We start from the raw sequence: 23,763 nt of genomic DNA, 5'->3' as shown, positions 1-23,763 counted from the left end.
AACATGGGCTTTGTGAGGGTATTTTTCTATGACTGACAAGAGAAAATTTCCTATATTGCTACTGGCTTCATTCCTCGCCTTATCAGCTTATGCCGATGAAAATATTAACCACAAACTTTGGAAACAAGCACGGTATAGTCAAAAAAATAATAATCAACAACTTAAAGACATTGGTCAGGCACTATACCTTGCCATTAACTATCAACAGTGGCGAGACGTTAGACGTCTTCAGGTAGCTTATCAAAAACTGCCCGGGTACGACCCGCTACTTGTTGATTTCGCTCAAGGTGGGCTAGCGCGCCTTGAGGGGAATTTGACGCTCGCAGCCTCTTATTACCAAAAGATCCTGCGCCAAAAACCGAATCTCACGCGCATCAAACTGGAACTGGCTCGTGTGTATTTTGAAGATCACAAAAACCGGGAGGCTGAACAGTTATTTGATGGATTAAGTAAACAGCGACAATTACCAAAAACGGTTTTGAAAAACATCGACCGTTATATAAAAGCAATAACCCTAAGAAATGGCTGGCGCAGTTCATTCTCATTAGGCTATGTCTATAACGATAATATAAATATATCTCCAAATCAGGAGCCGATTTGCCTGAAATTCAGGGAAGATACATGCGTATATAAACGGAAAGTACCAAAAGCTATCAAAGAGTGGGGGATCACTTATAACGCTACGTCAAGCCGCCGTTACCAACTTACCGGCCATCACGGTCTTTTTGGTCGCGTACTGATTTATGGTGAAAACTATCACCATTACCACGATGAAAACGAGAATATATTTTCGCTGGTCAGTGGCTACAACTATAAAAGCAGGAACCATGACTTATCCTTTGGTCCCCTATTTGAATATAAACAACAGGCAGGAAGTACCAAATACCATGCCATTGGTGCAAGAATAGAATGGCAGTGGGCTATAACCCCCCAAACCACGCTCAACGTTGAACTTGGACATAAGCAATTGAGTTATCAGCCGATTTACCGCAGTAAAGATGGCGCCCTTTCCTCATCTTATATCAGCCTATCCCATGCCATCAGCGATAGACTGGTTCTGTTTGGTGGCCCTAGCTGGAGCTATCGGAACAATCAACAACCCGCATTACGCTATCAGCAATGGGGAATCACTGCGGGGATAGCCGGACAGCTTTATTCCGGCATTGATGGCGCGTTGTTTGTCACACTGAAAAAGCAACATTTTGGGGCCTACAACGCATTATTGGGTGCCAAACGTCAGGATGATGAACAGATCTATACTGCTTCCATTAAATTCCCTGCCACCAAGATATTAGGTATGACACCATCTTTAATTTTCCGCCACTCACGTAATCACAGCAATGTGGGCTGGATGTACAGCTATGAAAAAAACGAAGTACAGATACAACTAGAGAAATATTTTTAGCTGAGGCGATGAAACACCCACAAATTAGGTTCAATGTAATAGGCCATCTGTTTTTCAACATCCACCACCAATGGCACTAGACCGCCCGGAATGATGTATTCCCCGCTTTGCGGAAATGTCATCCCTGTCCACTCCTGCCACTGTTCCACTGTGCCATAAATATCCATAGAACGGAGGGCTGGCTTGATGATTTTTGCGCCCAAACGGCAATGAGTGCGGATCCACGGGTCAAACGGTTCGCCTTTGTCATTTTTCCATTCACAATATTGTACAAAATCCTGCAAAGGGTATTTGCTTTTCAAACTTGGCCTGACGGGAACAACCAGCCCATCCAATCCTGCCTCACGAGCGGTTTGTTTTACGCTATTGATGAGTAAAGCAGGCACATTCTGGCCTCTGAATTCTGGATCAATCGTTACGGACAGTGCTGACACCATATTGGCTTTTTTCTTTCCCTTTGCTTCTCCACCCGCATAGAGCACAGCATCCCATCCCTCATCGGGCAACTGATCTAATGAACTATATTCCCAGGGAAAAGGGATTGAATCCATCAGACCAATCAGACGCTCTTCCTGCCCCTGTTGCAGGATGGCAAATTTTTGAAAGCGGCTGAAATCCGATTCATATAATTTATGCCAATATTGTTCAGCAACTGCATCATGATTCATAAATTCAGGCCAATTGCTATCAATAAGCGTATTAATAGCATCTCCAAGATCTGTCCTTTCCTCAGCAGACTGAATAATGATTTTTGCTTCCATGATAAAGCTCCTATTAAAACTCTCTTAGCCAGAAAAATAGATAAAAATCATAGAAAAATATATTTAAACTTCTTATCATCAGAAAATAAAATAACAAGTTAACAATATGTCATTACTTTATTCTTTGATATTTAATTTAATCATAGGCGATTATTTTCTACAACAAAGAGCTAATTACCCTTAACAAGAAAAAATAAAATCCAATTTATAAAATTAATTACATGAATATTTATATCAGTAACACTTTATACATAAGTTATTATTTGATTGATAATTATATTGTTAATAACACAATAATATTAGGTGATTAAATCTAACTGTATCACATTTTTAGCAAAAATTTAGATTATTCCCTTCTCACCAAAAAACAAAATAAATAATTAAAATTCAATTAATTGCACAAAAAAATCATCATTAAACCCCACACAAAGCGCCACAAATAGTAATAATTATCATTTACATTATCATCTGAACGGTGTACGTTTTTTTCGCGCAATATCTCAGGCCGTTTTTAAGATTGGGTAACGAGGGATCCCCCATTCCAAACGAGGATAATCATGAAAAAGATAAACGTATTAGTCGCCGCTTTAGGCACATTGGGATTTATGGCACAAGCTCAGGCAGCCGTTGGATTTGGTCAGAGCCAGATAAGCACGCCATCTTACATTACAGTTGGTGAAACCGAACTCGGTTCAGGCCCACACGGCGGCAAAAGTGGTGAACCTGGTATTGGTGTCAGTTCCGTTTATAGTGGTCAAATCACAGGCTTTGCCGGTTTGACTCGCATGGCATCTGCTGACAACAATGGTATTCATAATATCTCAATGGCAGGTGCACCCGGCACTCACAGCGGTATGGGGGTATTCCATTTCAGTAAAGTTGCCAATGCAGATGTTTACTTTGGTGAATGGTCACAGACGGGTGGCGCATCGGATAAAACCCATACGGCTTACTATTCAGGTAAAGACATTACCACCAATATTCCAACCGACGGTACAGCAACTTATACGGTGACAGGTATTAACCAATACAACGGTGACAATGCCCTATCCGGTACATTAACCGCAGATTTTGGTGAGAAAACTTTGATCGGTTCAATGGCAAATGCAGCGATGACGATAAATATTGATGCAGATATCTATGCCGATGCCAAGTTTGAGGGCGACGCCAAGATCGGTGATCTTAAAGGGATAACTGAAGGTCATTTCTTTGGTGACAGTGCCGCCAGTCTGGCCGGATATACCACATTTGATGGTGATCACTCCAAAGATACTGCTTTCGGTGGTTCTAAACAATAATCATTAATTTTTCAGAGAACAGTGCCATTTTTGGCACTGTTCTCTGTTTTATTTTTAATAACGTGAGCTTTTTGGTCTGGTTTCCCGATGTCTGACAATAGAACAACGCCAATATTATCAGTGGCACTGATGGCTCTGTGCCTCTCCCTGCCCGTTTATGCCGATGAAGATACTCCACGAAAAATCTGGCAAGAAGCACAACATAACCAACAGGAAAATGAAACCAATCTGATTACACCTGATCCTGTTTTCATTGGAAATGACGCTTCATTAATTGTGATTAATGGGCAAACATTTCAGGTTGAAAATAATATTGATGATATCGGTCAGGCTTTATTCCTTGCCATTAACCACCAGCAGTGGCCGGACGTCAAACGCTTTCTGGCGGCTTACCAAAAACTACCGGGGTATGATGTTATGTTGGTCAATTTTGCCCAGGGTGGGTTGGCACGCCTTGAGGGAGACTTAGCTCTTGCTGCCTATCATTATCAACAGATTCTGAATCAACAACCCGATTTTCCCCGTATAAAACTGGAACTGGCGCGTGTCTATTTTGAGGATCATAAAAATCGCGAAGCCGAGCAGCTATTTACTGGATTGAATAAAGAAAAGCAGTTACCCGAAGCCGTCTTGAAGAACATTAACAGCTATCTGGAAGCGATAGATCTGAGAAATGGCTGGCGCGGCTCTTTTTCGGCGGGTTATGCCTATAACGATAATGTGAATATGTCCCCTGATCAAGGACCTACCTACCAGAAAGACCCAATTACGAATCAACTCTTTAAACGACAAATACCCAAAGCCATTAAAGCATGGGGCATGTCTTATGACGCAACATTAAGCCGACGCTACCAGCTTGTTGGTCATCATGGCATTTTTGGCCGCGGCCTGATTTATGGCGAAAATTATCGTGATCATCATGATGAGAACGAAAATACGTTCCTGATGGTCAGCGGATACAGCTATAAAAGCAGAAGTCACGATTTCTCCTTTGGTCCTCTGTTCGAATATAAACAACGTGCAGGTGATACCTACTACCATGCCACCGGCGCCAAAACAGAATGGCGATGGATATTCACGCCCCAAACCGCTCTGAATGTTGAACTTGAACATAAAAAACTACGTCATCAGCAGAATCTCCGTCGGAAAGATGGTGCTCTTTCCTCAACTTATCTCACCCTATCCCATGCCCTTAGCAAAGATTTTGTCCTGTTTGGCGGTGGCGACTGGCTATATCGGGACAATAACCAATATCCTGTGGATCGCTATCAGCAATGGGGCGTTCGGGCAGGCATCGCCGGACAGCTCTATCCCGGTATTAATGGTTCGCTATTTGCCACGTTGAAGGAACGGCGTTTTGGGGCCTACTTAGCCTCATGGGATACCAGACGTCAGGATACAGAACAGATCTATACCGCCGTCATTAAAGTCCCTGCCGCTGAAATATGGGGAATGACACCTTCTTTCACTTTCCGCCATCGACGCAATCACAGCAATGTGAGTTGGTTGTACAGCTATAACAAAAACGAAGTGCTGGTAAGGCTGGAAAAGTATTTTTAATCAAAATCTGATGATTTTTATTTTTGATGATAATTGACAAATCGAGGCGAAAGATATCAATGGCATACCGAGTTAAAACACAATTCACCCCTATCACAATTGCATTGTCACTGGCATTTTCACTGGCAGCACCGCCCCTGTTTGCCGAATCCAAACCGACAGTCACAACCTCAAGCGGCAAAACAGATCTGGGCAAGATTCATGTCACGGATAAAAGCGATAAAGATGAAGAGGGTTATAACGCGGTCTATGACAAAGATATCGCCAATATTTATATCGGCAAAAAGGAAATAGAACGCTATAAGGGGACTTCTCCTGCCGATTTAATTAAAGGCGCGGTTGGCGTATACAGCGGCGATGCCCGTAATGGTGGCGCGTTGGATATCAATATCCGGGGTGTTCAGGGACAGGGGCGCATTCCCGTCACCATTGATGGTACAGAACAGGCGATTACCGTAGGGCGGGGTTATCATGGTGCCAATAACCGCAACTACATCGATCCAAACCTGATCAGTAGCATCGAAATCGAAAAAGGCCCCTCTCTGAACCGCAGAGTGAAAGGATCAATCGGTGGTGCAGTCTCCATCAAAACATTGACCATTGATGATGTCGTACCAGAAGGAGAAACCTTCGGTATCAATACCAAACTGGAAACCAGCAGCAACTCCGTGAGAGAACGTACGCCTTCCCTGTCATTGGGGCAGGACTACCGTGATATTCCCGGTTTTATCCACAGCGATGCCGAAACCGATCCTGCATTGAAAATTACCCCGCATTCGTCAAAAGACAATAAGCTGTTTGGCTTCAAAGATAATGCTTTCCGTCTCGCAGTGGGCACACGGCAGGAATATTTTGATTTAATGCTGGCCTATGCTTATCGCCGTCAGGGTAACTATTTTGCCGGCAAGGGAGGTGCTCATCGTTATGATGAACCCATTACAGCCGCTGATGAAAAACTCATGACAGGCGCCTTAAACAGTTTAGATCCTTATCTGCCATTTGCAGCCCGTATTTATCGCCCCGGCAATGAAGTTCCCAATACTTCCAGTGAAATGCGCTCCGTGTTAATAAAAAACACTTGGCATTTTACCGATGACCAAGCCCTGCAACTGGGTTTTCGCAATACGCGAATGGAGTTCGGCGATATTATGCCTTCAAGGCTGGCAATGGTATTTGCTGGAGACAATGTGGTTCCCCAATGGTCATTAGCCAATGCCCGTCAACAAGCCGCCTACCTGACCTATAAATGGCATCCCGCCAATAACCCCTATATCGATTTCGACATGAATCTGTGGACAACCCGCACGACGAGTAACACCAACACCGCAGGTGGATATCCCCGTAGCCCGGTTGACAGAGATTATAAATGGGAACTGGGCACCGCAGGCAGGAATCCCAATATTGATGGCACATTGATAAATACCTCTGTCACCAATGCTCAAAATAACCGTTGGGGACTGGATATCTCAAATAAATTTGAACTTACCCGTCATTTGGATCTGACTTTGATGGGGAATTTCCAACGTGAACGCCTTAACTCTAGTGATGGCTACAATCCCTATAATATGTATTTCTTCCAGTCACCAGCCAGGAAAGGGCAACGTCAGGAAATCAATCTTGCCTTTAACTTTGACTGGCGACCCACTTCATGGCTGGCATTGAGCGCTGGAGCCAAACGTGTTTCCTATTGGTCTAAAGATGATTTTCTCACTGAACGACGCGCCGCAAGAGATGGACGTTACGAAAAACAGAAGGAAATCATTGGGCATCAAATGAGTTACTTTCGAACACCGACAGCAGAAGAAGCTGATTATCTCAAGAAATGGTCGGATGACGACTACTATTCCAAACTCAGCAGGAAAGAAAAAAGAGAAATACGTAATAAAATAAAGGGAATATCCCTTGAAACAGAACGTGGTGGGCAAAAACGTTATATGGCTAAGGAAGGATTCACTTGGAATTACGATCCCAATAACGGCCAGCTCAATAAAAGCGATAACCCCTATTTCAATGGTCAACTGGATATGAATGAAAAGGTTATCGACCCAATAAGCGGTAAAGAAGTCTATAAATATGAATACGGCACAAGGGTTAATGCAAATGGTATATCAGGCCCTGATGTTGACGATCCCTGGGAAGCGCCTTCAAAGCGTAAGGATCACGCTTGGGCTCCAACCTTCTCTGCTACCGCCTATGTCACCGACGATTTCCGTATCTATACCCGTTATGCCGAAGCGGTCAGAATGCCCAGTATTTTTGAAGATACCGTCGGTTTTTCAGGCGCCAAAACTAACCGCGTAGGCCAACAGTTTAAACCTGAACGCGCCAAAACCGCAGAAGTGGGTTTCGTCTATGATTTCAGCCAATTAGTTGAGGCTGAACGCCATGCCGATATTAAACTCTCTTACTACAACACGGTCATTGAGAATGTTTTCGACAGGGATAATACTTATAAATTCTCCCAATTAGATAAACAGAAACTGGCTGGTCTGGAGTTACAGGCGCGTTACGATAATGGCAGTTTCTTCACCGATATGGGATTGGTCTATAACATGAAAAACAAAGTGTGTGACCATAATTCCGTCATGAGAATGGATTCCCAAAATCGCTACGGCATTCCTGAATGTATTGATGGCGGTTTTCCCGGTGGTTATTTACGTACCTCCATCCAGCCTAAATACTCAGCCAATCTGACCCTCGGTGGACGTCTGCTTGATGAAAAACTGGAGTTAGGCAGCCGGATGCTCTACCACAGCAAGGCAGAAAACAAAGATGAAAAATGGCTGATGAATGCTTTGCCGGATGTTTATAAAGGACAGTCCAACAACCCAATGCGCTGGAACCCGGTATTCACCGTTGATGCCTATATTAGCTATCAAATTACGCCAGCCATATCGGTAGAGCTGACGGGCACGAACCTGACCAACCGCTATTATCTCGATCCGTTGACCCGTTCGATGATGCCGGCACCGGGCAGAACCTTTAAACTCAGTCTGACCAGTCAGTTTTAGAGGCTAATTTTAGAGAATAGTATGAACACAGCCATATTGGATAATCCCATCACCTCTTTTCCATTAATGCCAAAAAAGGGCTTACTGGCGGGTATCCTGATCGCCATTTTAGTGCATACCAGTCTGATATGGCTGTTAAACCGACATGCTTCGTATGATGACACTGCTCATCATATCAACAACAACGCTTCTATGACGGAGCTATCCATTACGATGGTGGCCGCCCCATCTCGGGAGAATGAGCCGGAACCGGTTTCTCTCCCATTCCCACTGTTGACGGCACCGGAATCACCGACCAAACCGGCAATCGTGCTGGATAAGGTGGTTCACCCTGAAAATAAAGCGGAGAAACCGCTGGACACCAACAAACCGAAGAAACGCCAAAAACAGCAGAAAGAAAAGCCACAAGAAGTGGCAAAGACGAAGCCTGTTCAATCACCACAAATACAGAAAGATAATCATACAGAGCAACAAACCAATGGCAGTGATCAAATTCATTCAGAAGGCAGTATCAGCCGGGCTACAACTTCACAGCCTTTAGTGGGGCAAGGAAACAGTGTCGTAGATAATTATCACGCAAGACTGCGGCAGGAAATTGAACGCTACAAGGACTATCCCCGTAAAGCCAAAAGGATGAAGCAGGAAGGAGCAGTCACGATCAACTTTACCCTGCTTGATGATGGTACATTAAGCGCTGCCAGCGTGGTGAGTTCTTCCGGTAACAGCACATTAGATAACGCAGCACTCAATGCCATTAATCGTGCCAGTTCAGTTGGCCCCAGACCTGCCGGCATGAAACCGGATGTTACATTAACACTCGATTTTGCGTTGAGATAAATCAATCCTCGCTCCCAAAGGGAACGAGGATTTCGTCATTGTGGCTAACCTTTATGCTCCACATCCATCCCCGCCATCAATCACCAACCCTTGGGCAGTAATCATGGCTGCGTCTGAAGAAATGAAAAACATGACGGTACTGGCAACATCCTCAGGACTGACCAATCGCTTCAGCGGGATCCGTTTTTCGATGCGCCTGAGTAAAGCCGATGTTGAACATCCAAGCAGTTTTGCCTGTGGCGCTAAGCCTTCCAACAACATTGGTGTATCTACCCAAGAAGGTAATACCGCATTTACGGTAATTTGCCTTTCTGCCAAATCCAAAGCCAACGATTTCGTTAACCCAAGTAAAGCATGTTTTGATGCACAATAAGCGCTATTGTGTTTCTTTCCTGCCTTACCAAGAATAGACGAAATAATGACAATTCTGCCTCCAGAAATGATATTGGGCACAACATTCGACAATAGGCGTTGGACTGAATGCAGATTAGTCGCCAATATCGAATCCCAAATATCATTATCACAAATTTCATTGTCATTATCTTTACCATGACTAATCACTATTCCCTGTAATTTGATCTCCTTAAGCAAAGGCATCAATTGATTAGCTATGGCATTTTCATCAACTAAATTAATTTGAATTGTCTCAATTAAACCCGGAGATTGTTCTGCCAGTTTATTTAAGCCTTCGTGATTAATATCAATAGCAATAACTTGATAGCCAGCCGTCAGCAATTTCTGGCAGACCGCATAGCCTATTCCACTGGCAGCCCCCGTTACAATAAACGTCAACATGATATTTTCCTTCATTAACTCAATGCAAGACCACCGTTGACATTAATTACCTCGCCCGTCATGTAATGATTTTCCATCAGGAAATGAACTGCCGAGGTAATTTCGCTGACAACTCCGACACGTTTAAGCAATACTTTGCTATTAATTAACTCCTTGTGTGTTTTTAATAAGTTCTCTGACATCTCTGTTTGAATAATCCCGGGGGCAATTGCATTGACCCGAATATTCTTGGGTGCGACTTCAACGGCAAGCGCCTTTGTCAATGATTCTATTCCACCTTTAGTCGCAGCATAGATTGATTGTCCCTTATTCGGCCGTTGGGCTGAAATGGATGAGATATTGATAATATGCCCATGACGCTGCGGTATCATTGCCTTTAAGACTTCACGGCTACACAGGATATAACTTAATAAGTTGTTGTTTATCAATAACTCAATATCTTTGGTTTCCATCGTTGCCAATAACCCGTCCCTTGTAACCCCGACGTTATTGACCAGAAGGTCAATGCAGCCAAATGCCTCACTCACGGTTTTAATAAATGCGCTGACATCCTCTGCCTTGGCCAGATCCGCTCTTACAGGCAGGACACCGGGAAAATCATGCGTGATCTGGGTAATAAAATCGGCGGTTTGGGGAGTATCATGGCGATAACAGAAAGCGACCCGATATCCCCTCTCCAACAAACTCAAAACCACCGCCCGGCCAATGCCTTTGCTGCCGCCAGTGACAATGGCACAAGGTGCAGCAGATTCCGGCGTGGATGTTATTTTATCCCTGATATTCTCACTCATAAGCTGGAGTTCCCTTTGATTTCAGAGAGGGTAAACCGGTGTTTTCTGGCAAGTGCCATAATGTCGAGAACTTGTCTGGCGGAAATATTCCCGTATGAGAAATTCCCTTTGTACTGTTCCAGTGCCAGTAAAATGGTTTCCGTCATACAGGCATAAAGCTGCCCTTCCCCCAAGTAGGCTCTGACTCTGGGATCAAGACTGTCATGATAAGGTGTCTGGACAATGCCGCCCCGCAGGATTTGGATATCAGGCCGGTTAATTAAATCGTCATCAGACAGGTTATGCGGCACAGAAATATCACAAACAATGCCCCCTGTTTTTATCTTGTCTACCGGAATAAAAGCTTCTGAAGCATTAGCGGCACAGACAATGACGTCACAATGCTCAATATCAGAAATATTCTGGGAAATACGAACGAAGGATTGATCAACATGGTGCTGGTTCAGGTAGTGATCTATCGCCTCACCCACCGGTTTTCCTGTCAGGAAATTCGCGGGCATGGATGAAAGGCAATCCACTACACGTTTTGCCAATCCGCCCATAACAGGCTGAGAATTAACCACAAATTGCTCATGAATGTTTTGATAAATCTGGTATTTCACTTCATTCAGTTTTTTCACTGAACCATGATTATTACTGCCAACCAGTACCATTTCCTGAGATTGCGGCCCCAGAATTTCGGCATAAACACGGCCGATATTTCCCGCGCCCCCAATCACTGCTATGCGCATTTGGCTAATATCCTGATGCAACATGCTCTTTTGTAAGGCTTCAATCCCCATCCCCACAGTCAAAGCATTGCCCGTTGTCACGCTTATCTGGTTATTTTTTACTGACTTACCATTATTAGTAATGATTGAGGTAAACATGCCCAACCCAACCACGGTATTACCGGCCTGCGCAGCCTGAGCAACACGGATATCAATTTCATGCCGCAGCCTCTCTAAATCATTTTGTGCCAGCGCTGACTTGATCATTTTTGAGGTCACAGGGATCGGATACAGCGTAAAACTCACCGATTGACCATTAGCCGAGCGAATACGGGCGGGTTTAAACGGCTTGGTCGCAAGATTAAAGCTGGCATTTTCGACAAATAACGCCATTTCTTCGTCGCTGAACAGAACAAACGAAGGATCAACTTCTTTCAGCCAATCCGCCGAAATCAAATGATTCACAAAAGCGGCCTTATAATCTGCTTCACTGTCATCTTCTTTATCCTCATTTCTGCGGCGATAATCCGCAATCATGGATGGAAGTGGCTTCCCAAGCAAAGGAGCGACAATAAAGCCAGCGTTGGCATGATGAATAGCCAGACAAACGCGGGAAAGTGCTTCAATAAAACGGATAACCTGTGGAAGATCCAAAAATACTGAAGGCTCTACACGGATGACGTTAGCTGCACTACCGGAAGGGGCTACCCGAATATGGCTGCCACACAGTAAATGCCCGCTGATCACATAACCCAAACCACTTTGTACTGAGATATTTTGCAAAATATAGGAATCTGAATTAACCACATCATAAAACTCGATTCCCCAAATCAATCCCTTTCCGCGAACCTCCCGAATCACATCCGGGTATTGTGCTTTTAAATCCTCCAGCCGCGTTTTGAATTCATTTCCCAGTTGGGTGACTTGTGTCAGCAACTTACGCTGATCAGCATGCAGCAGGTTTATATAATCAAGCGCAACCCGACAGGAGAAATCATCTTCTCCAAACGTTGAACTTTGGATTAAATCGAATCCGGGCGTAAAACTTTCCTGACGGATAGCAACCACCCCAATTTTGACATATCCACCCCCCAATGCTTTGGAAAGCACATAATAATCTGCATCAATGCCCGCATCACTCGAAGCGACCAAGAATCCACACCGCCCTGATCCCGCCTGTACTTCATCAGCAATAACCGGACATCCAAGGATTTGTTTTAACCGGTTGATGTCAGCAACTTGTTCTGCATTGAGGGGATAAACGCCGCCTTCTCCCTGAACGGGTTCTACCAGCAATGCCGCAACGGTTCTGACTCTCTTTTTGCTCAAAACAATTTGACCGTTTACTTCCTGCGGCAACCATACCCAACCGTTTAAAATGTCATTGGTTTTTTCCCCCATTTCGACAAATTCCGCCAATTGGGCAGAAGAGAGGAAATGCGTGTTAATTTTCAGCCGCTTCAAATAATCGCGATACATGCCACCATGTGTGCAGTTCGCTGTCACCATCATCTTTCCATGAAAAGCATGTTCAAGAGCGAGAAAGGCGGGCTTTGAATCTAATTGAGCTTGATTGAATACAGACAAAGCCAGCTTGATCTCTTGAGCCGTAGGATTTTCTTCCAGCCGCAATTGCTGTTTCTGCTCTTGTGTCAGGACTATTTCAGCCCCGTTTTCCAGTATGTTGGCAGCCTGAGCCACTTCCTGCCCTAGTGCGAGCAATTGTGCATTACGTGTAAATTCGACACTTTTCAATGCAACTTCCATTGATTCTGCTCCCGTACTGGCAAAGCAGAATACAAAATCGCCACGGGTTGCAGTTTCTTCTTTCAACAACGCATTCAGTCTTTCTGCCAACAACGCAGCGGGCTTTCTGATAGAAAATTGGTTATGAACCGGTATTTCTTCATCAAGATAGCTTTTGATTTTTTCTCTGATAACAGGGGAATTGTGCCCAAGTAATGTTGCACCATATCCTCCCAGAAGATCCAATACCTCAATTTCCTGTCCATCTTCATCTTTGTAATAGAGAAAATTTCCAGAAGCCCGGTGGTAAGTCTTGTTTAAACCAATAGAAGCCAAAGCACGGGTAAGCAGAGGCTTACAAAATGCAGCATAACTTTCCATAGTGAACCCTATTGTTAATTAAAATTTTCAATCAATTCTGTTGAGGACATAACTTCAGCTATGTCATTGATAAAATTCAGTGTTTCGACGGAATAACTTCCTTCATGATACATGCGGCTCAGAGAGGCGATATCGATAATCGGGTAATCTTCCAGTGCTGAACGGGTTAAAATGAAGGTAACGCCAAACTCAACAAACGTTTCAGAAGCATCAGATTGCGGGGCACCGCCAACTCTCCCCATACCGGAAGCCACAACTAACGCATAATCAATGACTCCGTTATTCAGTAATAGCTCCGCTTCTTTAAACGCAGAAAGCAATCCCATATTTCCACGGAGAAACGAGGCACAATCCCCTTGAAGGCCCAGTTCCTGAGAAAGCACGCCCAGCAGGTTATTACTGAGCGACAGGGTGATTAAGAAAGGGTTGACCTGCTCTGATGTCCACATAGTCTGATAAATATCATTTTCACTTCTTATCTCATCGGATTCCCATTCAGGCAGCAGCTCACAAGGCATTGGATGAAGGTAGCCATATTGGGTGGCATACAATCCGAATTTTATTGTGGGATCGTCAATGTCCAGCCCCGCTGACAGTAATAGTTTTCTGGTTGCAATCAGGCACTTCTCCGTCCCGCGGGAATAAAAACGCCTGAGTTTGCTATTTTTAAGCAACGTCCTGTCATCCTTGTCAGAACCCGAACGGTTAAATTGTGGGTGATCACAGTTCAGGTGATAACCAATGAGTCGGATTTTTTTACTTTCCATCATATTCCCCAATAACCAGACACGAATTAATGCCACCGAACCCAAACGAATTTGTTATCGCGTTGCGCACAGGCACAGACCGCCCTTGTTGCGGGACGTAATCCAAATCACAAAGAGGATCAGGGACTTCAAGGTTGATGGTGGGGGGAATGAAATGTTTTTTCACAGTCAAAACCGTTGCAACGGCTTCTACCGCCCCCGCAGCCGCTATCCAATGCCCCAGCATGGATTTGATTGATGATACTAATGGCGGTTGAGTGCCAAAAATGCGTTTGATGACTGACGTTTCCAATTCATCATTCAGAGGAGTGGATGTGCCATGGGCATTGATATAATCAATCTGGTGCAGCTGCAATCCACTATCACTGATAGCCTGCCTGATAGCGCTTTCCGCGCCGATACCATCGGGATGGGGGGCAGTCAGTTTATAGGCATCAAGAGAAGCACCATAACCTTTAATCTCAGCATAAATTCTGGCACCCCTGCGCAGTGCGCTTTCTTCACTCTCAAGCACCAAAAACGCCCCGCCTTCACCCGCAACCAGCCCGCTGCGATGTTTATCAAAGGGGCGGCAAAGCTTGCTTCCCCATTTTTCTGTTACGGCAGTTGCTCCCAATAAATTCAATCCGACTAATGTACGCAGGCTAATGACGGAATCTGCCCCACCCGCCAGCATGATAGAAGCTTCCTGCCTTTTGATGGCCTGACATGCCAACCCAATGGCATGCGTTGCGCCAGCACACGCCGCATTCAAATTGGTAACAGGGCCGGTTAACCCAAACCGGCGGGCAATTGCCATGACCATGCCATCATTACTGCACCTTATGCCGGAATAGGGACTCAGATTATGACGTTGCTGAAACATAGCCTGCATGACCGATCCATCATGATGACGCCCCAGATGCCTGTCATTTTCAGTGATATCAGAGATTCCGCTGCATCCGTAAATCCCCATGCGTTCCTCTGCCAACCATCGTGGTTCCAACTCTGCATCTTCCAATGCCTTCGCTGCGGCAATCACTCCCATCACACCACGTTTGTCTGTAATGCCTGTCTCCGGCAAGTCGCCGGGGTTCCGGGCAAGCAAAGTATCAAAATCAATTTGGGCCGCATATTTAATTGGCAATGTCCCATTATCCGCAAACATTAAGGGCTTAACGGCAGACTCTCCATCACACAGTTTTTTCCAGAAAGCCTCAATATCAGTCCCGAAGGCACTGACGATCCCCATACCTGTTACCACCACACGATGTTCAGAAATCATCACTGTTCTCCTCCGTTAAGCATCCCCATACGAAGTAAAATGGCAGTACATTGATTTTCCAGCCCATGAAGTAGTATCCATGTCAAACCAGAAGAGTGCTGGCTGCGGGCATTTCGATTAACGTTATCGATAACCGTGCCTTTTTTATGTATCTCAATCGCCAGATTAATCGCTACAAAGGGAGCCGCTGCTCCGCAATATCCCAATGCGTTATCAAGATTAAATTGCGCCGCAGACGGGAACGTGTCATAAACCTGCGCGGTAAACCCATCGGTGATTTTCCCGACATGAATGATTTGAGCGGGTGAGCTGTTTTCCCCCGATATCTTTTCCCCCGACATCCAAGCCAGAAGGCGCCCAACATGATCACGATGGTGAAGGAGGGTGCGAAACACCTGAGAAATTTCACTGTCCGCATGATGGCTATCTTCGTGCAACGTAATAAATGAAGCTGCTTCTGCGGGTATCCACGGAACACCGTTAATGAGGTGCTCATATGCAAGGTAATACCATGTGGAGATCTTCTGGCTACCTCCCCCACACAACACAAACTGGCTGCGTTTTTCTTTAATACTGTAATAACCTTCCAAAAGGGCATTTCCCCCGGCATCGACATGAGGAGAAAAGAATCCATTATCTCCGGTGATATCGAGATGCTGAGATAGATGGCTGGCTGTTGAAGTATTTAACAGTGTCAATCCCATCAATGGGGGCGTTTCAATTAATGCCTTTACAACATAATCCTCATCATCTTTTGCATCAAAAGCGATGGGAGTTGAACTATCGTCGGCATCACTGGTTCCCAGTCCAAGGAATAATCCGCGTTGTTCAGGAGAAAACCTGTCGCCGATACTGTTTTCCCAAGTCTTAATTCCCGTATAAAGCACCCATCGGCTTTGTGCATTCGCGACCCGCCGGACAATCTTATCCATACGTGGCATGGCAAAAGCAGTTTCATCAATGTACCGTTCGCCTAAGATATTGGGCAAATGTGAGGGACTGGCTGGCAAATGAACGTCTTGTACTCTGCCATGAATAATGTCATCCACACTCAGGCCATCAGGCAGCAAACTCGTTCCACTGGTAATATAAATAGCCATGATTTATCCCCCAGCCCGTTTCAGGATCAAGCTGCTATTTTCCCCGCCAAAACCAAAGGAATTACTCATGATGTAATTGACGGACATAGCTTTTGCTGAATTGTTGACATTAATCACGCCATCCATTTTTCCTGAATCAGAAAAATTTAAACTGGGAAGAATAAGTCCATTTTTCAGTGTCTCAATGGAAAGTATGGCCTCCAATAACCCACTCACGGCGAGTGAATGCCCCGTCGCTGATTTGGTGGATATGACCGGAGGATTATGGGAGAAAAGCGCATTAATCGCTTTGCTTTCCGCAAGATCATTACTCACTGTGGAAGTGCCGTGAGAATTAATATGGTCTATCTCTTCCGGTAATAACCCCGCCTCTCGTAACGCCGCAGACATACAGGCGAGATAATATTGGCCAGATAAGTCCGTGGATGTCATTTTATACCCCTCAGACAGGCGGGATATTCCTGCAATTTCTCCCAATATTGGCGCTTTTCTGGCAACAGCATGAGAATAGCGCTCTACAACTAAAAACGCAGACGCATCGGCCAGAACACAGCCTGCTCTGTCTTTATCAAAAGCCCGTGAAGATTGATGTAAATCCGCAAATTTACCGTCATAAAGTGCCCTGACTTTTTTAAACAATACCTGCATGATCGGATGAGTGGCTTCTTCTGAGGCACCAACCAATGCGATATCAAGCTTGCCACTTTTGAGATTCTGATATGCGGAGTAAAGCGCACTCATACCTGCAATACAGGCATCACTGTAAACCTTTGGCAAAGCCGAAATATGCAAACGCTTCGCCAGCTCCTCAACAATTTCATAAGGGGGCACTAATGCCCCAACATGTTCAATATCAATATATTTTGATGACCGGGGTTTTTCTTCATTGACGTAATGAGACAAGGATTTACTGTCAAGAAACATCTTATTATTGGCAAAGAATAATTCACAGTTAGCCTGATTCAGTACTTCACCTGTTAATCCTGCCATGCGCAGACTATTTGATGCTGCACTATAGGCCATCAAAAAAACACGATTATTGGATAATTGTCCTGCAAAATTGAATTGACTACGTAACCTATCTATATCTTCCGACGATAACTTGGCACTAGGAATGTTTGTTATTCCATATTCCTTTAATAGCTCATCTTCACAGATAAGTGATTTCCCTTCTGCCAATGAATTAAATAAATCACTTGGGCAATCATGATTACGAACAATCAAACCATAACCGGTTACAACAATTTTATCTGTAGGTACACCAGCCATAGTTATTTCCACCTTAATAACATGCTATTAAAGCCAAACTTTTTCTATTTACGTTCAAAAATAAAACGTTATTTTTTTATACATTCAGAGCTAATCTTATGATTTAACCTGAATATCTGAACAATATTTTTCTATTTCACCAATAATGAGCTCATCGGCAGTTTTTCCATTAGATTCACACACTGCCTGACATAATGAAGCCCAGTTGTATACATTGGTTTCACCAAATACGTCACCCAGCGTATTAATCGTTTCCAACTGCTCTTCTGTATAGCTGTAACAGCTATTAATGAGTAACCCCTTACCTTCTGGTGTGAGGGAATCCCCATTCAATAGCCTTGACAATACACTTTCAGAGAGAATTTCTTGGGCATGAGCAAAAACACTTTTTGTCGGCATCGTTATTTTAAACTTTTTACCCAAATTAAATGACAAATCGATAACATCTAAAGAATCGGCCCCCAACTCGTTAATTAATGGAGAATTTTCTTTAATGTTATTTTCTTCCATAAAAAGAATAGAGGAGAGCTCCTCACATACAGCAGAGATATATTTATTCATACTACACCTGTTCTAAATTAAATTAATTAACAATCAGCACCAAGGAGAATATTAAATTCTCACAAATCGTTTATTTGTGTCAATTAATAAAAATTACTTGCAACAACAAAAATAATTACGCCAGGAATCAATTTTTAAATAATTAAATAAAAAGTGATAATCTGTCTATTGAAGAAGTTCAATCAAACAAAACAATCCCATTTAACTATTTGTTTTTAATAAAAAACACCAACAAAGAATATCACTAAAAGAAAAAATTATTCATCAAAAACATCAATGCCAATTTATTTATAAACGATGATAAACATCCGTAAACAACTTAATTTACCAAGCAAAATGAAAATAATTCATATTCAATGCAACACACATTAATAATAAAAGCCCAAATTACAGACTCACAATTAAACACAATAAGACAAATCCCATAAAAAATAACTAATTGACCTTTTATTAACTAGAATCAATATTGGAACAGGAAGTGTTATATTATTTTATTATTATCAAGTTCTGCTAGTGATTTAAGCTATAATTATAGCCTTTGTCACATATGCCGTATTGGAATGGTTCAATTTCATCTGGTAAAACACTATTGATCTGGTGATCTGGTAAAACACGATTGAACTGGCAAAGGATTATTGGTTACAGTGCGTCTACAAAAAAACCCGCTATTTGAACTAATTGAAGTGAACCCCATATATTGGACACTTTATATGGCGGTTGATGTGGCCTGAACCCGATATTATACCGGACTCAGGTCGTTTAACTTAAGATTGATCCGCTCATTATTGTAGTAATGGATGTATTCTGCTAATACATTTTCTAACGAGCTTATATCGTGGTATTCCTCATTGTGCCAACACTCTGTCTTGAGTAATCCAAAGAAGTTTTCCATCACTGCATTATCGAGGTAATTACCTTTTATGGGACATGCTTTGTTTCACATGACGAGATGTCAGTTTTTCTTGGATTTTGTAGCTCAGTTGAGCTACAGTGTGATTATTAACCAACATAGGAGTTTTAAAATGGCTGCAAATGCATTTGTTCGTGCTCGTATAGACGAAACATTAAAGAACGAGGCGGCTGAAGTACTGGCTAGCATGGGCTTAACCATATCCGATTTAGTGCGTATCACTCTAACTAAGGTGGCAAAAGACAAGGCGTTGCCATTCGATATGCGGATTCCAAATGAACTGACCACTAAAACCATTGCCAACAGTGAAAACGGTGTAGATGTTCATAGTGCAAAAAATGCCGATGATCTCTTTGATAATCTGGGCATCTGATAGACCATGGCGCAACGGAAAATCGAATACTCAGGCCAGTTTCAGAGGGATGTGAAATTGGCCCAGAAACGCCATAAAGATATGGACAAGCTAAAATCGTTAATGAAACTCTTAATTAACGATGAGTTGCCTTTACCTGCCGTATACAAAGATCATTCGTTACAAGGGAATTATAAGGGGTATCGGGATGCTCACATAGAATCAGACTGGATTCTAATCTACAAGATAACTGAAGATATTATTCGATTCGAACGAACAGGCACCCACTCTGACCTGTTCTAATCAAAATGCACATGAGACCGCGGTCCCACTCATTCTTCAGTAATCTCACCCTTTCCCAAACATTTCGGGCATTCCTGTACCACTACAGTGCGGAGACATCACGTATATTCGCACAAAAAAGGGATGTTCAGATAGTAAAGAACAACATGACGTTTAAATTCTAATGTGTATTTTTTCTACTCATTGAAGCATAAAACCCCTAATTGTTGGGCGTCCAACTTTCGGGGTTCATTTCAATTAACGGGCTTTTTTGCAACATTATTTTCCAATACAAAAACTGGAAAAAATCCGCCCTAACAAATCATCAGAAGTAAATTCACCGGTAATTTCGCTCAACGCTTGCTGTGCCAAACGCAATTCTTCTGCCAACAATTCTCCTGAGCGGGCGAAAACCAACTGTTGATGGCCTTCCTGCAAATGTTCTGCCGCGGTATTCAATGCCTGTAAGTGACGACGGCGAGCAAGGAAACCACCCTCAGTATTGCTGTTGAAACCCATCGCTTCTTTCAGATGATCGCGCAATAAATCAACACCTTCTCCGTCACGGGCAGAAAGACGGATTAGTGAGTAGCCACTGACTTCTGATACGCTCGTTGCTTCTCCCGTCATATCCGTCTTATTACGAATAACGGTCACTGGCAGGGATGCGGGTAGTCTGGCCATAAATTCAGGCCAAATTTGTGCAGGTTCAACGGCATCCGTTGTCGTACTGTCTACCATAAACAGCACCCGATCCGCCTGTTCGATTTCCTGCCAGGCTCGCTCGATACCAATGCGTTCCACTTCATCACTCGCTTCGCGCAATCCGGCCGTATCAATCACATGCAGCGGCATACCATCAATATGAATATGTTCACGCAAAACATCGCGCGTTGTGCCCGCAATATCAGTCACAATCGCCGCTTCACGGCCAGCCAGTGCATTGAGCAGGCTGGATTTACCCGCATTCGGGCGACCTGCAATCACGACTTTCATGCCTTCACGCAGCAAGCTACCCTGACGCGCCTGTGAACGGACGTTATCCAGTTCAGCGATCACTTCATCCAACTTGGCCTCTATCTTGCCATCGGAAAGAAAATCAATTTCTTCATCAGGAAAATCAATCGCCGCTTCAACGTAAATGCGCAAGTTAGTCAGCGCATCTACCATTTGATGAACCTGGTTGGAAAACGTTCCTTGCAGGGAATTCATCGCAGAACGAGCAGCCTGTTCAGAACTGGCGTCAATCAGATCCGCAATCGCCTCTGCCTGTGCCAAGTCGAGTTTGTCATTCAGGAAAGCGCGTTCAGAAAACTCGCCCGGATTAGCAATGCGCACACCAGAAATCGTCAAAATACGCTTTAACAGCAAATCAAGAATAACTGGCCCGCCATGCCCCTGAAGCTCCAGCACGTCTTCCCCCGTAAAAGAGTTCGGGCCGGGAAAGTAAAGAGCAATGCCCTGATCAAGTACAGAACCCTCTGCATCACGGAAAGGCAGGTAATCAGCATAACGAGGTTTTGGGAGTTTCCCCAATACCACTTGAGCGACTTCCGCCGCCTTGCGGCCAGAAATACGCAGGATGCCTACACCGCCTCGTCCCGGAGGAGTGGCCTGAGCGACTATCGTATCAGTGGTATTCATGAAGTTCTCTCTTTTGAGTCAGGACTAGGAACGGAAATAATAAAGGCGGCCAATGACCGCCTTCTACTTATTTTTTAACAGACTAATTTTTTAACAGACCTATTTTTTATTAAGGTCTACTTTCTTTTCACGGGTATGTAAACCGCGCTTTTCCAGACCGCGGAAAATAACCTGCTGCTGGATGATAGTCACCAGGTTACTGACGATGTAGTACAGCACCAGACCAGATGGGAACCACAGGAAGAAGACGGTGAACACAACCGGCATGTAAGTCATGATCTTCTGCTGCATCGGATCTGTCACCGTCGTTGGCGACAGTTTCTGGATAACAAACATGGTCACACCCATCAGCAATGGCAGGATGTAGTAGGGATCTTGTGCAGACAAGTCCTTAATCCAGCCAATGAATGGCGCATGACGCAGCTCAACAGAACCCATCAACATGTAGTACAGAGCAAGGAAGATTGGCATCTGAATTATCAGAGGCAAGCAGCCGCCCAACGGGTTCACTTTCTCTGTCTTGTACAGCGCCATCATTTCCTGACTCATGCGCTGACGGTCATCACCAAAACGCTCACGCATTGCCGTAATTTTCGGCTGTAACAGGCGCATTTTCGCCATTGAGGTGTATTGCGCCTTAGTCAGCGGGTACATGATACCGCGCACGATAAAGGTAATCGCAATGATGGAGAAGCCCCAGTTACCGATATATTCATGCAGGAATTTCAGCAACTTGAACAGAGGCTGGGAAATAAACCACAACCAACCGTAATCTACGGTCAAATCCAGATGTGGCGCAACCTCTGCCATTTTGTCCTGAATTTCAGGGCCAACCCACAGGGTAGAAGTGATATTCTGCTGGCTGTTTGGCGCAATATTGAAGTTTTCACCTTTGTACCCGATGATCGCCATTTTCTGGTTTTTCAGGTCAATGGTGTAGAAATTGCTGGTTTTGCCTTCACCCGGAACCCAGGCAGTAGCAAAATATTGCTGGAGCATCGCGACCCAGCCACCTTTTGTGGTTACAGCAAGCGCATTGCTTTCAATCTCATCGAATTTGTACTTTTCGTATTTTGCTTCTTCAGAAGAGTACGCAGCACCACGATAAGTATGCAGGGCAAAGTTGCTGCTACCGGTATCACGGTGTTTTGGCAAATCAACGCTCTGTTTCAACTGACCAAAGAACGCCATTTGCAGCGGTTTATCAGTGACATTATTGATGTTGTAATCAACCGAAACTGCGTAATTACCGCGTTTTAAAATGAAAGTCTTGACATAAACAACGCCATCTGGCGCAGTGTAGGTCATTGGAATACGTAATTCATCCTGACCATCAGCCAAGACGAAGCTATTCTGAGTGGTGTGATAAAGTGGGCGTTCTGCCCGATTATCCAGACCATTGAGACCGGTTAACCCACTTTGAGCCTGATAAGTGAACTCAGGGGTTGTTTCCAGCAGTTTGAACGGTTTTTGGGAACCGAGGGTATCAGGATAGGCCAGCAAATCAGCCTCCTCGATATCACCGCCACGGGTATTAATGTGCAATGAAAGCACATCCGTTTTCACGGTGATCAGTTTGCCTTGCCCACTGCTTGCTTCGCTACTCAGCGTGTTTGCTTGCTGCGTGATCTGGGCCGTTGGTTGTGGGTTCTTATCATTCTCCCACGCTTGCCAGACCAGAAACGAAACAAACAGCAAAGCGATGAGAAGAAGATTGCGTTGCGAATCCATCGTTAATGTTCTCTGTTATCGTTGTTTTTAGGTGGGACAGGATCATCACCACCTTTGTGTAAAGGGTGGCATTTTAATATGCGTTTCACTGTCAACCAACTGCCTTTTATCATTCCAAACCTACGCAATGCCTCTATCCCATAGTGGGAACAGGTAGGGTTGAAACGACAACGGGGCCCCAGTAGTGGACTGATCACTAACTGATAGCCCCTGATTAAGGCAATCAGGAGGCGCGAGCCAAGCGACAGTGACGACGCCATAATTTGCCCAAAGCTTCCGTTAGCTCACGGTTATCAAGCTCAGCGACCCCTTTCCTCACCAAAATCACAAAATCCATTGAAGGCAATTTATGCTGGTTTAAACGAAAACTTTCACGAGCCAATCGCTTGATACGATTACGCTCATGGGCGCGTTTTACATTTTTTTTGGCGATGGTTAGACCGATGCGGGGATGCCCCAGCTCATTCAGGCGTCCAAGGATAGTTATCTCTGCGGAGCTTGCCCGTTGTGGCTGCTGGAAAACATAAGTGAAATGCTCGGGAGTTAACAAACGTAACTCCCTCGGAAAAGCGAGCTTAACCACTTGGT

The 23,763-nt window shown here is 44.2% G+C and carries 20 protein-coding genes and 1 pseudogene; 7 read left to right on the top strand and 14 right to left on the bottom strand.

All coding sequences use genetic code 11. From position 1 onward, the window contains the following. Positions 1-28: 28 nt before the first annotated feature. A complete protein-coding gene (locus Xmir_RS03335; RefSeq protein WP_099113017.1) occupies positions 29-1,405 on the top strand; it encodes a surface lipoprotein assembly modifier in 1,377 nt (458 codons plus the stop codon). Here the strand turns inward: Xmir_RS03335 and Xmir_RS03330 are convergent. After that, positions 1,402-2,166, bottom strand: a complete 765-nt coding sequence (locus Xmir_RS03330) for a transferase (RefSeq protein ID WP_099113016.1) — start codon at positions 2,164-2,166, stop codon at positions 1,402-1,404. The genes Xmir_RS03335 and Xmir_RS03330 overlap by 4 nt on opposite strands. A gap of 557 nt (positions 2,167-2,723) precedes the next feature. On the opposite strand from Xmir_RS03330, the gene Xmir_RS03325 reads away from it, so the two are divergent. The 4 genes from Xmir_RS03325 (at position 2,724) to Xmir_RS03310 (ending at position 8,872) form a co-directional block, all read left to right on the top strand. After that, positions 2,724-3,464 (top strand): Slam-dependent surface lipoprotein, encoded by a 741-nt coding sequence (locus Xmir_RS03325; RefSeq protein ID WP_099113015.1) that lies wholly within the window; start codon positions 2,724-2,726, stop codon positions 3,462-3,464. An 87-nt stretch (positions 3,465-3,551) separates the two neighbouring features. Beyond that, a complete protein-coding gene (locus Xmir_RS03320) occupies positions 3,552-5,024 on the top strand; it encodes a porin family protein (RefSeq protein ID WP_099113014.1) in 1,473 nt (490 codons plus the stop codon). A gap of 59 nt (positions 5,025-5,083) precedes the next feature. Further along, entirely contained in the window at positions 5,084-8,035 is a 2,952-nt protein-coding gene (locus tag Xmir_RS03315; RefSeq protein ID WP_099113013.1) for a TonB-dependent receptor domain-containing protein, read from the top strand. Between the two features lie 21 nt (positions 8,036-8,056). Continuing rightward, complete coding sequence (locus Xmir_RS03310; protein WP_099113012.1) at positions 8,057-8,872, top strand: energy transducer TonB family protein; 816 nt, start codon at positions 8,057-8,059, stop codon at positions 8,870-8,872. 51 nt (positions 8,873-8,923) lie between these two features. Here the strand turns inward: Xmir_RS03310 and Xmir_RS03305 are convergent, their stop codons facing one another. The 9 genes and pseudogenes from Xmir_RS03305 to Xmir_RS03265 form a co-directional block, all read right to left on the bottom strand. Beyond that, positions 8,924-9,667 (bottom strand): SDR family NAD(P)-dependent oxidoreductase, encoded by a 744-nt coding sequence (locus Xmir_RS03305; RefSeq protein WP_167385931.1) that lies wholly within the window; start codon positions 9,665-9,667, stop codon positions 8,924-8,926. A 14-nt stretch (positions 9,668-9,681) separates the two neighbouring features. Next, positions 9,682-10,458 (bottom strand): SDR family NAD(P)-dependent oxidoreductase, encoded by a 777-nt coding sequence (locus tag Xmir_RS03300; protein WP_099113010.1) that lies wholly within the window; start codon positions 10,456-10,458, stop codon positions 9,682-9,684. Further along, complete coding sequence (locus Xmir_RS03295; RefSeq protein ID WP_099113009.1) at positions 10,455-13,295, bottom strand: aminotransferase class III-fold pyridoxal phosphate-dependent enzyme; 2,841 nt, start codon at positions 13,293-13,295, stop codon at positions 10,455-10,457. Before Xmir_RS03295 ends, Xmir_RS03300 begins: the two co-directional genes overlap by 4 nt. A gap of 14 nt (positions 13,296-13,309) precedes the next feature. Beyond that, positions 13,310-14,062 (bottom strand): hypothetical protein, encoded by a 753-nt coding sequence (locus Xmir_RS03290; protein WP_099113008.1) that lies wholly within the window; start codon positions 14,060-14,062, stop codon positions 13,310-13,312. Continuing rightward, a complete protein-coding gene (locus Xmir_RS03285) occupies positions 14,052-15,326 on the bottom strand; it encodes a beta-ketoacyl-[acyl-carrier-protein] synthase family protein (protein WP_099113007.1) in 1,275 nt (424 codons plus the stop codon). The genes Xmir_RS03290 and Xmir_RS03285 overlap by 11 nt, the downstream gene beginning before the upstream one ends. After that, positions 15,326-16,426, bottom strand: a complete 1,101-nt coding sequence (locus tag Xmir_RS03280; RefSeq protein WP_099113006.1) for a hypothetical protein — start codon at positions 16,424-16,426, stop codon at positions 15,326-15,328. Before Xmir_RS03280 ends, Xmir_RS03285 begins: the two co-directional genes overlap by 1 nt. 3 nt (positions 16,427-16,429) lie before the next feature. After that, entirely contained in the window at positions 16,430-17,695 is a 1,266-nt protein-coding gene (locus Xmir_RS03275; protein ID WP_099113005.1) for a beta-ketoacyl-[acyl-carrier-protein] synthase family protein, read from the bottom strand. A gap of 96 nt (positions 17,696-17,791) precedes the next feature. Next, on the bottom strand, positions 17,792-18,256 hold the full coding sequence (locus Xmir_RS03270; RefSeq protein WP_099113004.1) for an acyl carrier protein: 465 nt from the start codon (positions 18,254-18,256) through the stop codon (positions 17,792-17,794). A 739-nt stretch (positions 18,257-18,995) separates the two neighbouring features. Beyond that, positions 18,996-19,221: pseudogene (locus Xmir_RS03265) on the bottom strand (IS3 family transposase); the annotation flags it as partial. Positions 19,222-19,278: 57 nt separating this feature from the next. Here Xmir_RS03265 and Xmir_RS03260 point away from each other — a divergent pair. Together Xmir_RS03260 and Xmir_RS03255 are read left to right on the top strand one after the other, a co-directional pair. Next, positions 19,279-19,539, top strand: a complete 261-nt coding sequence (locus tag Xmir_RS03260) for a type II toxin-antitoxin system RelB/DinJ family antitoxin (RefSeq protein WP_099113003.1) — start codon at positions 19,279-19,281, stop codon at positions 19,537-19,539. A gap of 6 nt (positions 19,540-19,545) precedes the next feature. Beyond that, positions 19,546-19,821 carry a type II toxin-antitoxin system YafQ family toxin gene (locus tag Xmir_RS03255; protein ID WP_099113002.1) on the top strand — a complete coding sequence of 92 codons (276 nt, stop codon included), beginning with the start codon at positions 19,546-19,548 and terminating at the stop codon, positions 19,819-19,821. Positions 19,822-20,079: 258 nt separating this feature from the next. On the opposite strand, the gene mnmE is transcribed toward Xmir_RS03255, so the two are convergent. From mnmE to rnpA, 4 genes are all read right to left on the bottom strand, one after another. Then, positions 20,080-21,444: a tRNA uridine-5-carboxymethylaminomethyl(34) synthesis GTPase MnmE gene (mnmE, locus tag Xmir_RS03250; RefSeq protein ID WP_099113001.1), complete on the bottom strand. Its 1,365-nt coding sequence runs from the start codon at positions 21,442-21,444 to the stop codon at positions 20,080-20,082. A gap of 99 nt (positions 21,445-21,543) precedes the next feature. After that, positions 21,544-23,175 (bottom strand): membrane protein insertase YidC, encoded by a 1,632-nt coding sequence (gene yidC / locus Xmir_RS03245; RefSeq protein WP_099113000.1) that lies wholly within the window; start codon positions 23,173-23,175, stop codon positions 21,544-21,546. Positions 23,176-23,177: 2 nt separating this feature from the next. After that, complete coding sequence (gene yidD, locus Xmir_RS03240; protein ID WP_072061399.1) at positions 23,178-23,435, bottom strand: membrane protein insertion efficiency factor YidD; 258 nt, start codon at positions 23,433-23,435, stop codon at positions 23,178-23,180. After that, on the bottom strand, positions 23,399-23,758 hold the full coding sequence (rnpA, locus tag Xmir_RS03235; RefSeq protein WP_099112999.1) for a ribonuclease P protein component: 360 nt from the start codon (positions 23,756-23,758) through the stop codon (positions 23,399-23,401). The genes yidD and rnpA overlap by 37 nt, the downstream gene beginning before the upstream one ends. Positions 23,759-23,763 lie beyond the last annotated feature (5 nt).

The organism is Xenorhabdus miraniensis, from assembly GCF_002632615.1.
The sequence above is the reverse complement of the archived record's forward strand: the minus strand, read 5'-3'. Positions and strand labels throughout refer to the sequence as shown.

Bases quoted from the DNA above. Each gene is read 5' to 3' on its own strand.
- mnmE (WP_099113001.1), bottom strand. From the start codon at position 21,444: ATGAATACCACTGATACGATAGTCGCTCAGGCCACTCCTCCGGGACGA.
- Xmir_RS03310 (WP_099113012.1), top strand. From the start codon at position 8,057: ATGAACACAGCCATATTGGATAATCCCATCACCTCTTTTCCATTAATG.
- Xmir_RS03285 (WP_099113007.1), bottom strand. From the start codon at position 15,326: ATGATTTCTGAACATCGTGTGGTGGTAACAGGTATGGGGATCGTCAGT.
- Xmir_RS03290 (WP_099113008.1), bottom strand. From the start codon at position 14,062: ATGGAAAGTAAAAAAATCCGACTCATTGGTTATCACCTGAACTGTGAT.
- Xmir_RS03325 (WP_099113015.1), top strand. From the start codon at position 2,724: ATGAAAAAGATAAACGTATTAGTCGCCGCTTTAGGCACATTGGGATTT.
- Xmir_RS03335 (WP_099113017.1), top strand. From the start codon at position 29: ATGACTGACAAGAGAAAATTTCCTATATTGCTACTGGCTTCATTCCTC.
- Xmir_RS03305 (WP_167385931.1), bottom strand. From the start codon at position 9,667: ATGTTGACGTTTATTGTAACGGGGGCTGCCAGTGGAATAGGCTATGCG.
- Xmir_RS03275 (WP_099113005.1), bottom strand. From the start codon at position 17,695: ATGGCTGGTGTACCTACAGATAAAATTGTTGTAACCGGTTATGGTTTG.
- Xmir_RS03330 (WP_099113016.1), bottom strand. From the start codon at position 2,166: ATGGAAGCAAAAATCATTATTCAGTCTGCTGAGGAAAGGACAGATCTT.
- yidD (WP_072061399.1), bottom strand. From the start codon at position 23,435: ATGGCGTCGTCACTGTCGCTTGGCTCGCGCCTCCTGATTGCCTTAATC.
- Xmir_RS03260 (WP_099113003.1), top strand. From the start codon at position 19,279: ATGGCTGCAAATGCATTTGTTCGTGCTCGTATAGACGAAACATTAAAG.
- Xmir_RS03270 (WP_099113004.1), bottom strand. From the start codon at position 18,256: ATGAATAAATATATCTCTGCTGTATGTGAGGAGCTCTCCTCTATTCTT.
- Xmir_RS03320 (WP_099113014.1), top strand. From the start codon at position 3,552: ATGTCTGACAATAGAACAACGCCAATATTATCAGTGGCACTGATGGCT.
- yidC (WP_099113000.1), bottom strand. From the start codon at position 23,175: ATGGATTCGCAACGCAATCTTCTTCTCATCGCTTTGCTGTTTGTTTCG.
- Xmir_RS03295 (WP_099113009.1), bottom strand. From the start codon at position 13,295: ATGGAAAGTTATGCTGCATTTTGTAAGCCTCTGCTTACCCGTGCTTTG.
- Xmir_RS03255 (WP_099113002.1), top strand. From the start codon at position 19,546: ATGGCGCAACGGAAAATCGAATACTCAGGCCAGTTTCAGAGGGATGTG.
- Xmir_RS03300 (WP_099113010.1), bottom strand. From the start codon at position 10,458: ATGAGTGAGAATATCAGGGATAAAATAACATCCACGCCGGAATCTGCT.
- Xmir_RS03280 (WP_099113006.1), bottom strand. From the start codon at position 16,426: ATGGCTATTTATATTACCAGTGGAACGAGTTTGCTGCCTGATGGCCTG.
- Xmir_RS03315 (WP_099113013.1), top strand. From the start codon at position 5,084: ATGGCATACCGAGTTAAAACACAATTCACCCCTATCACAATTGCATTG.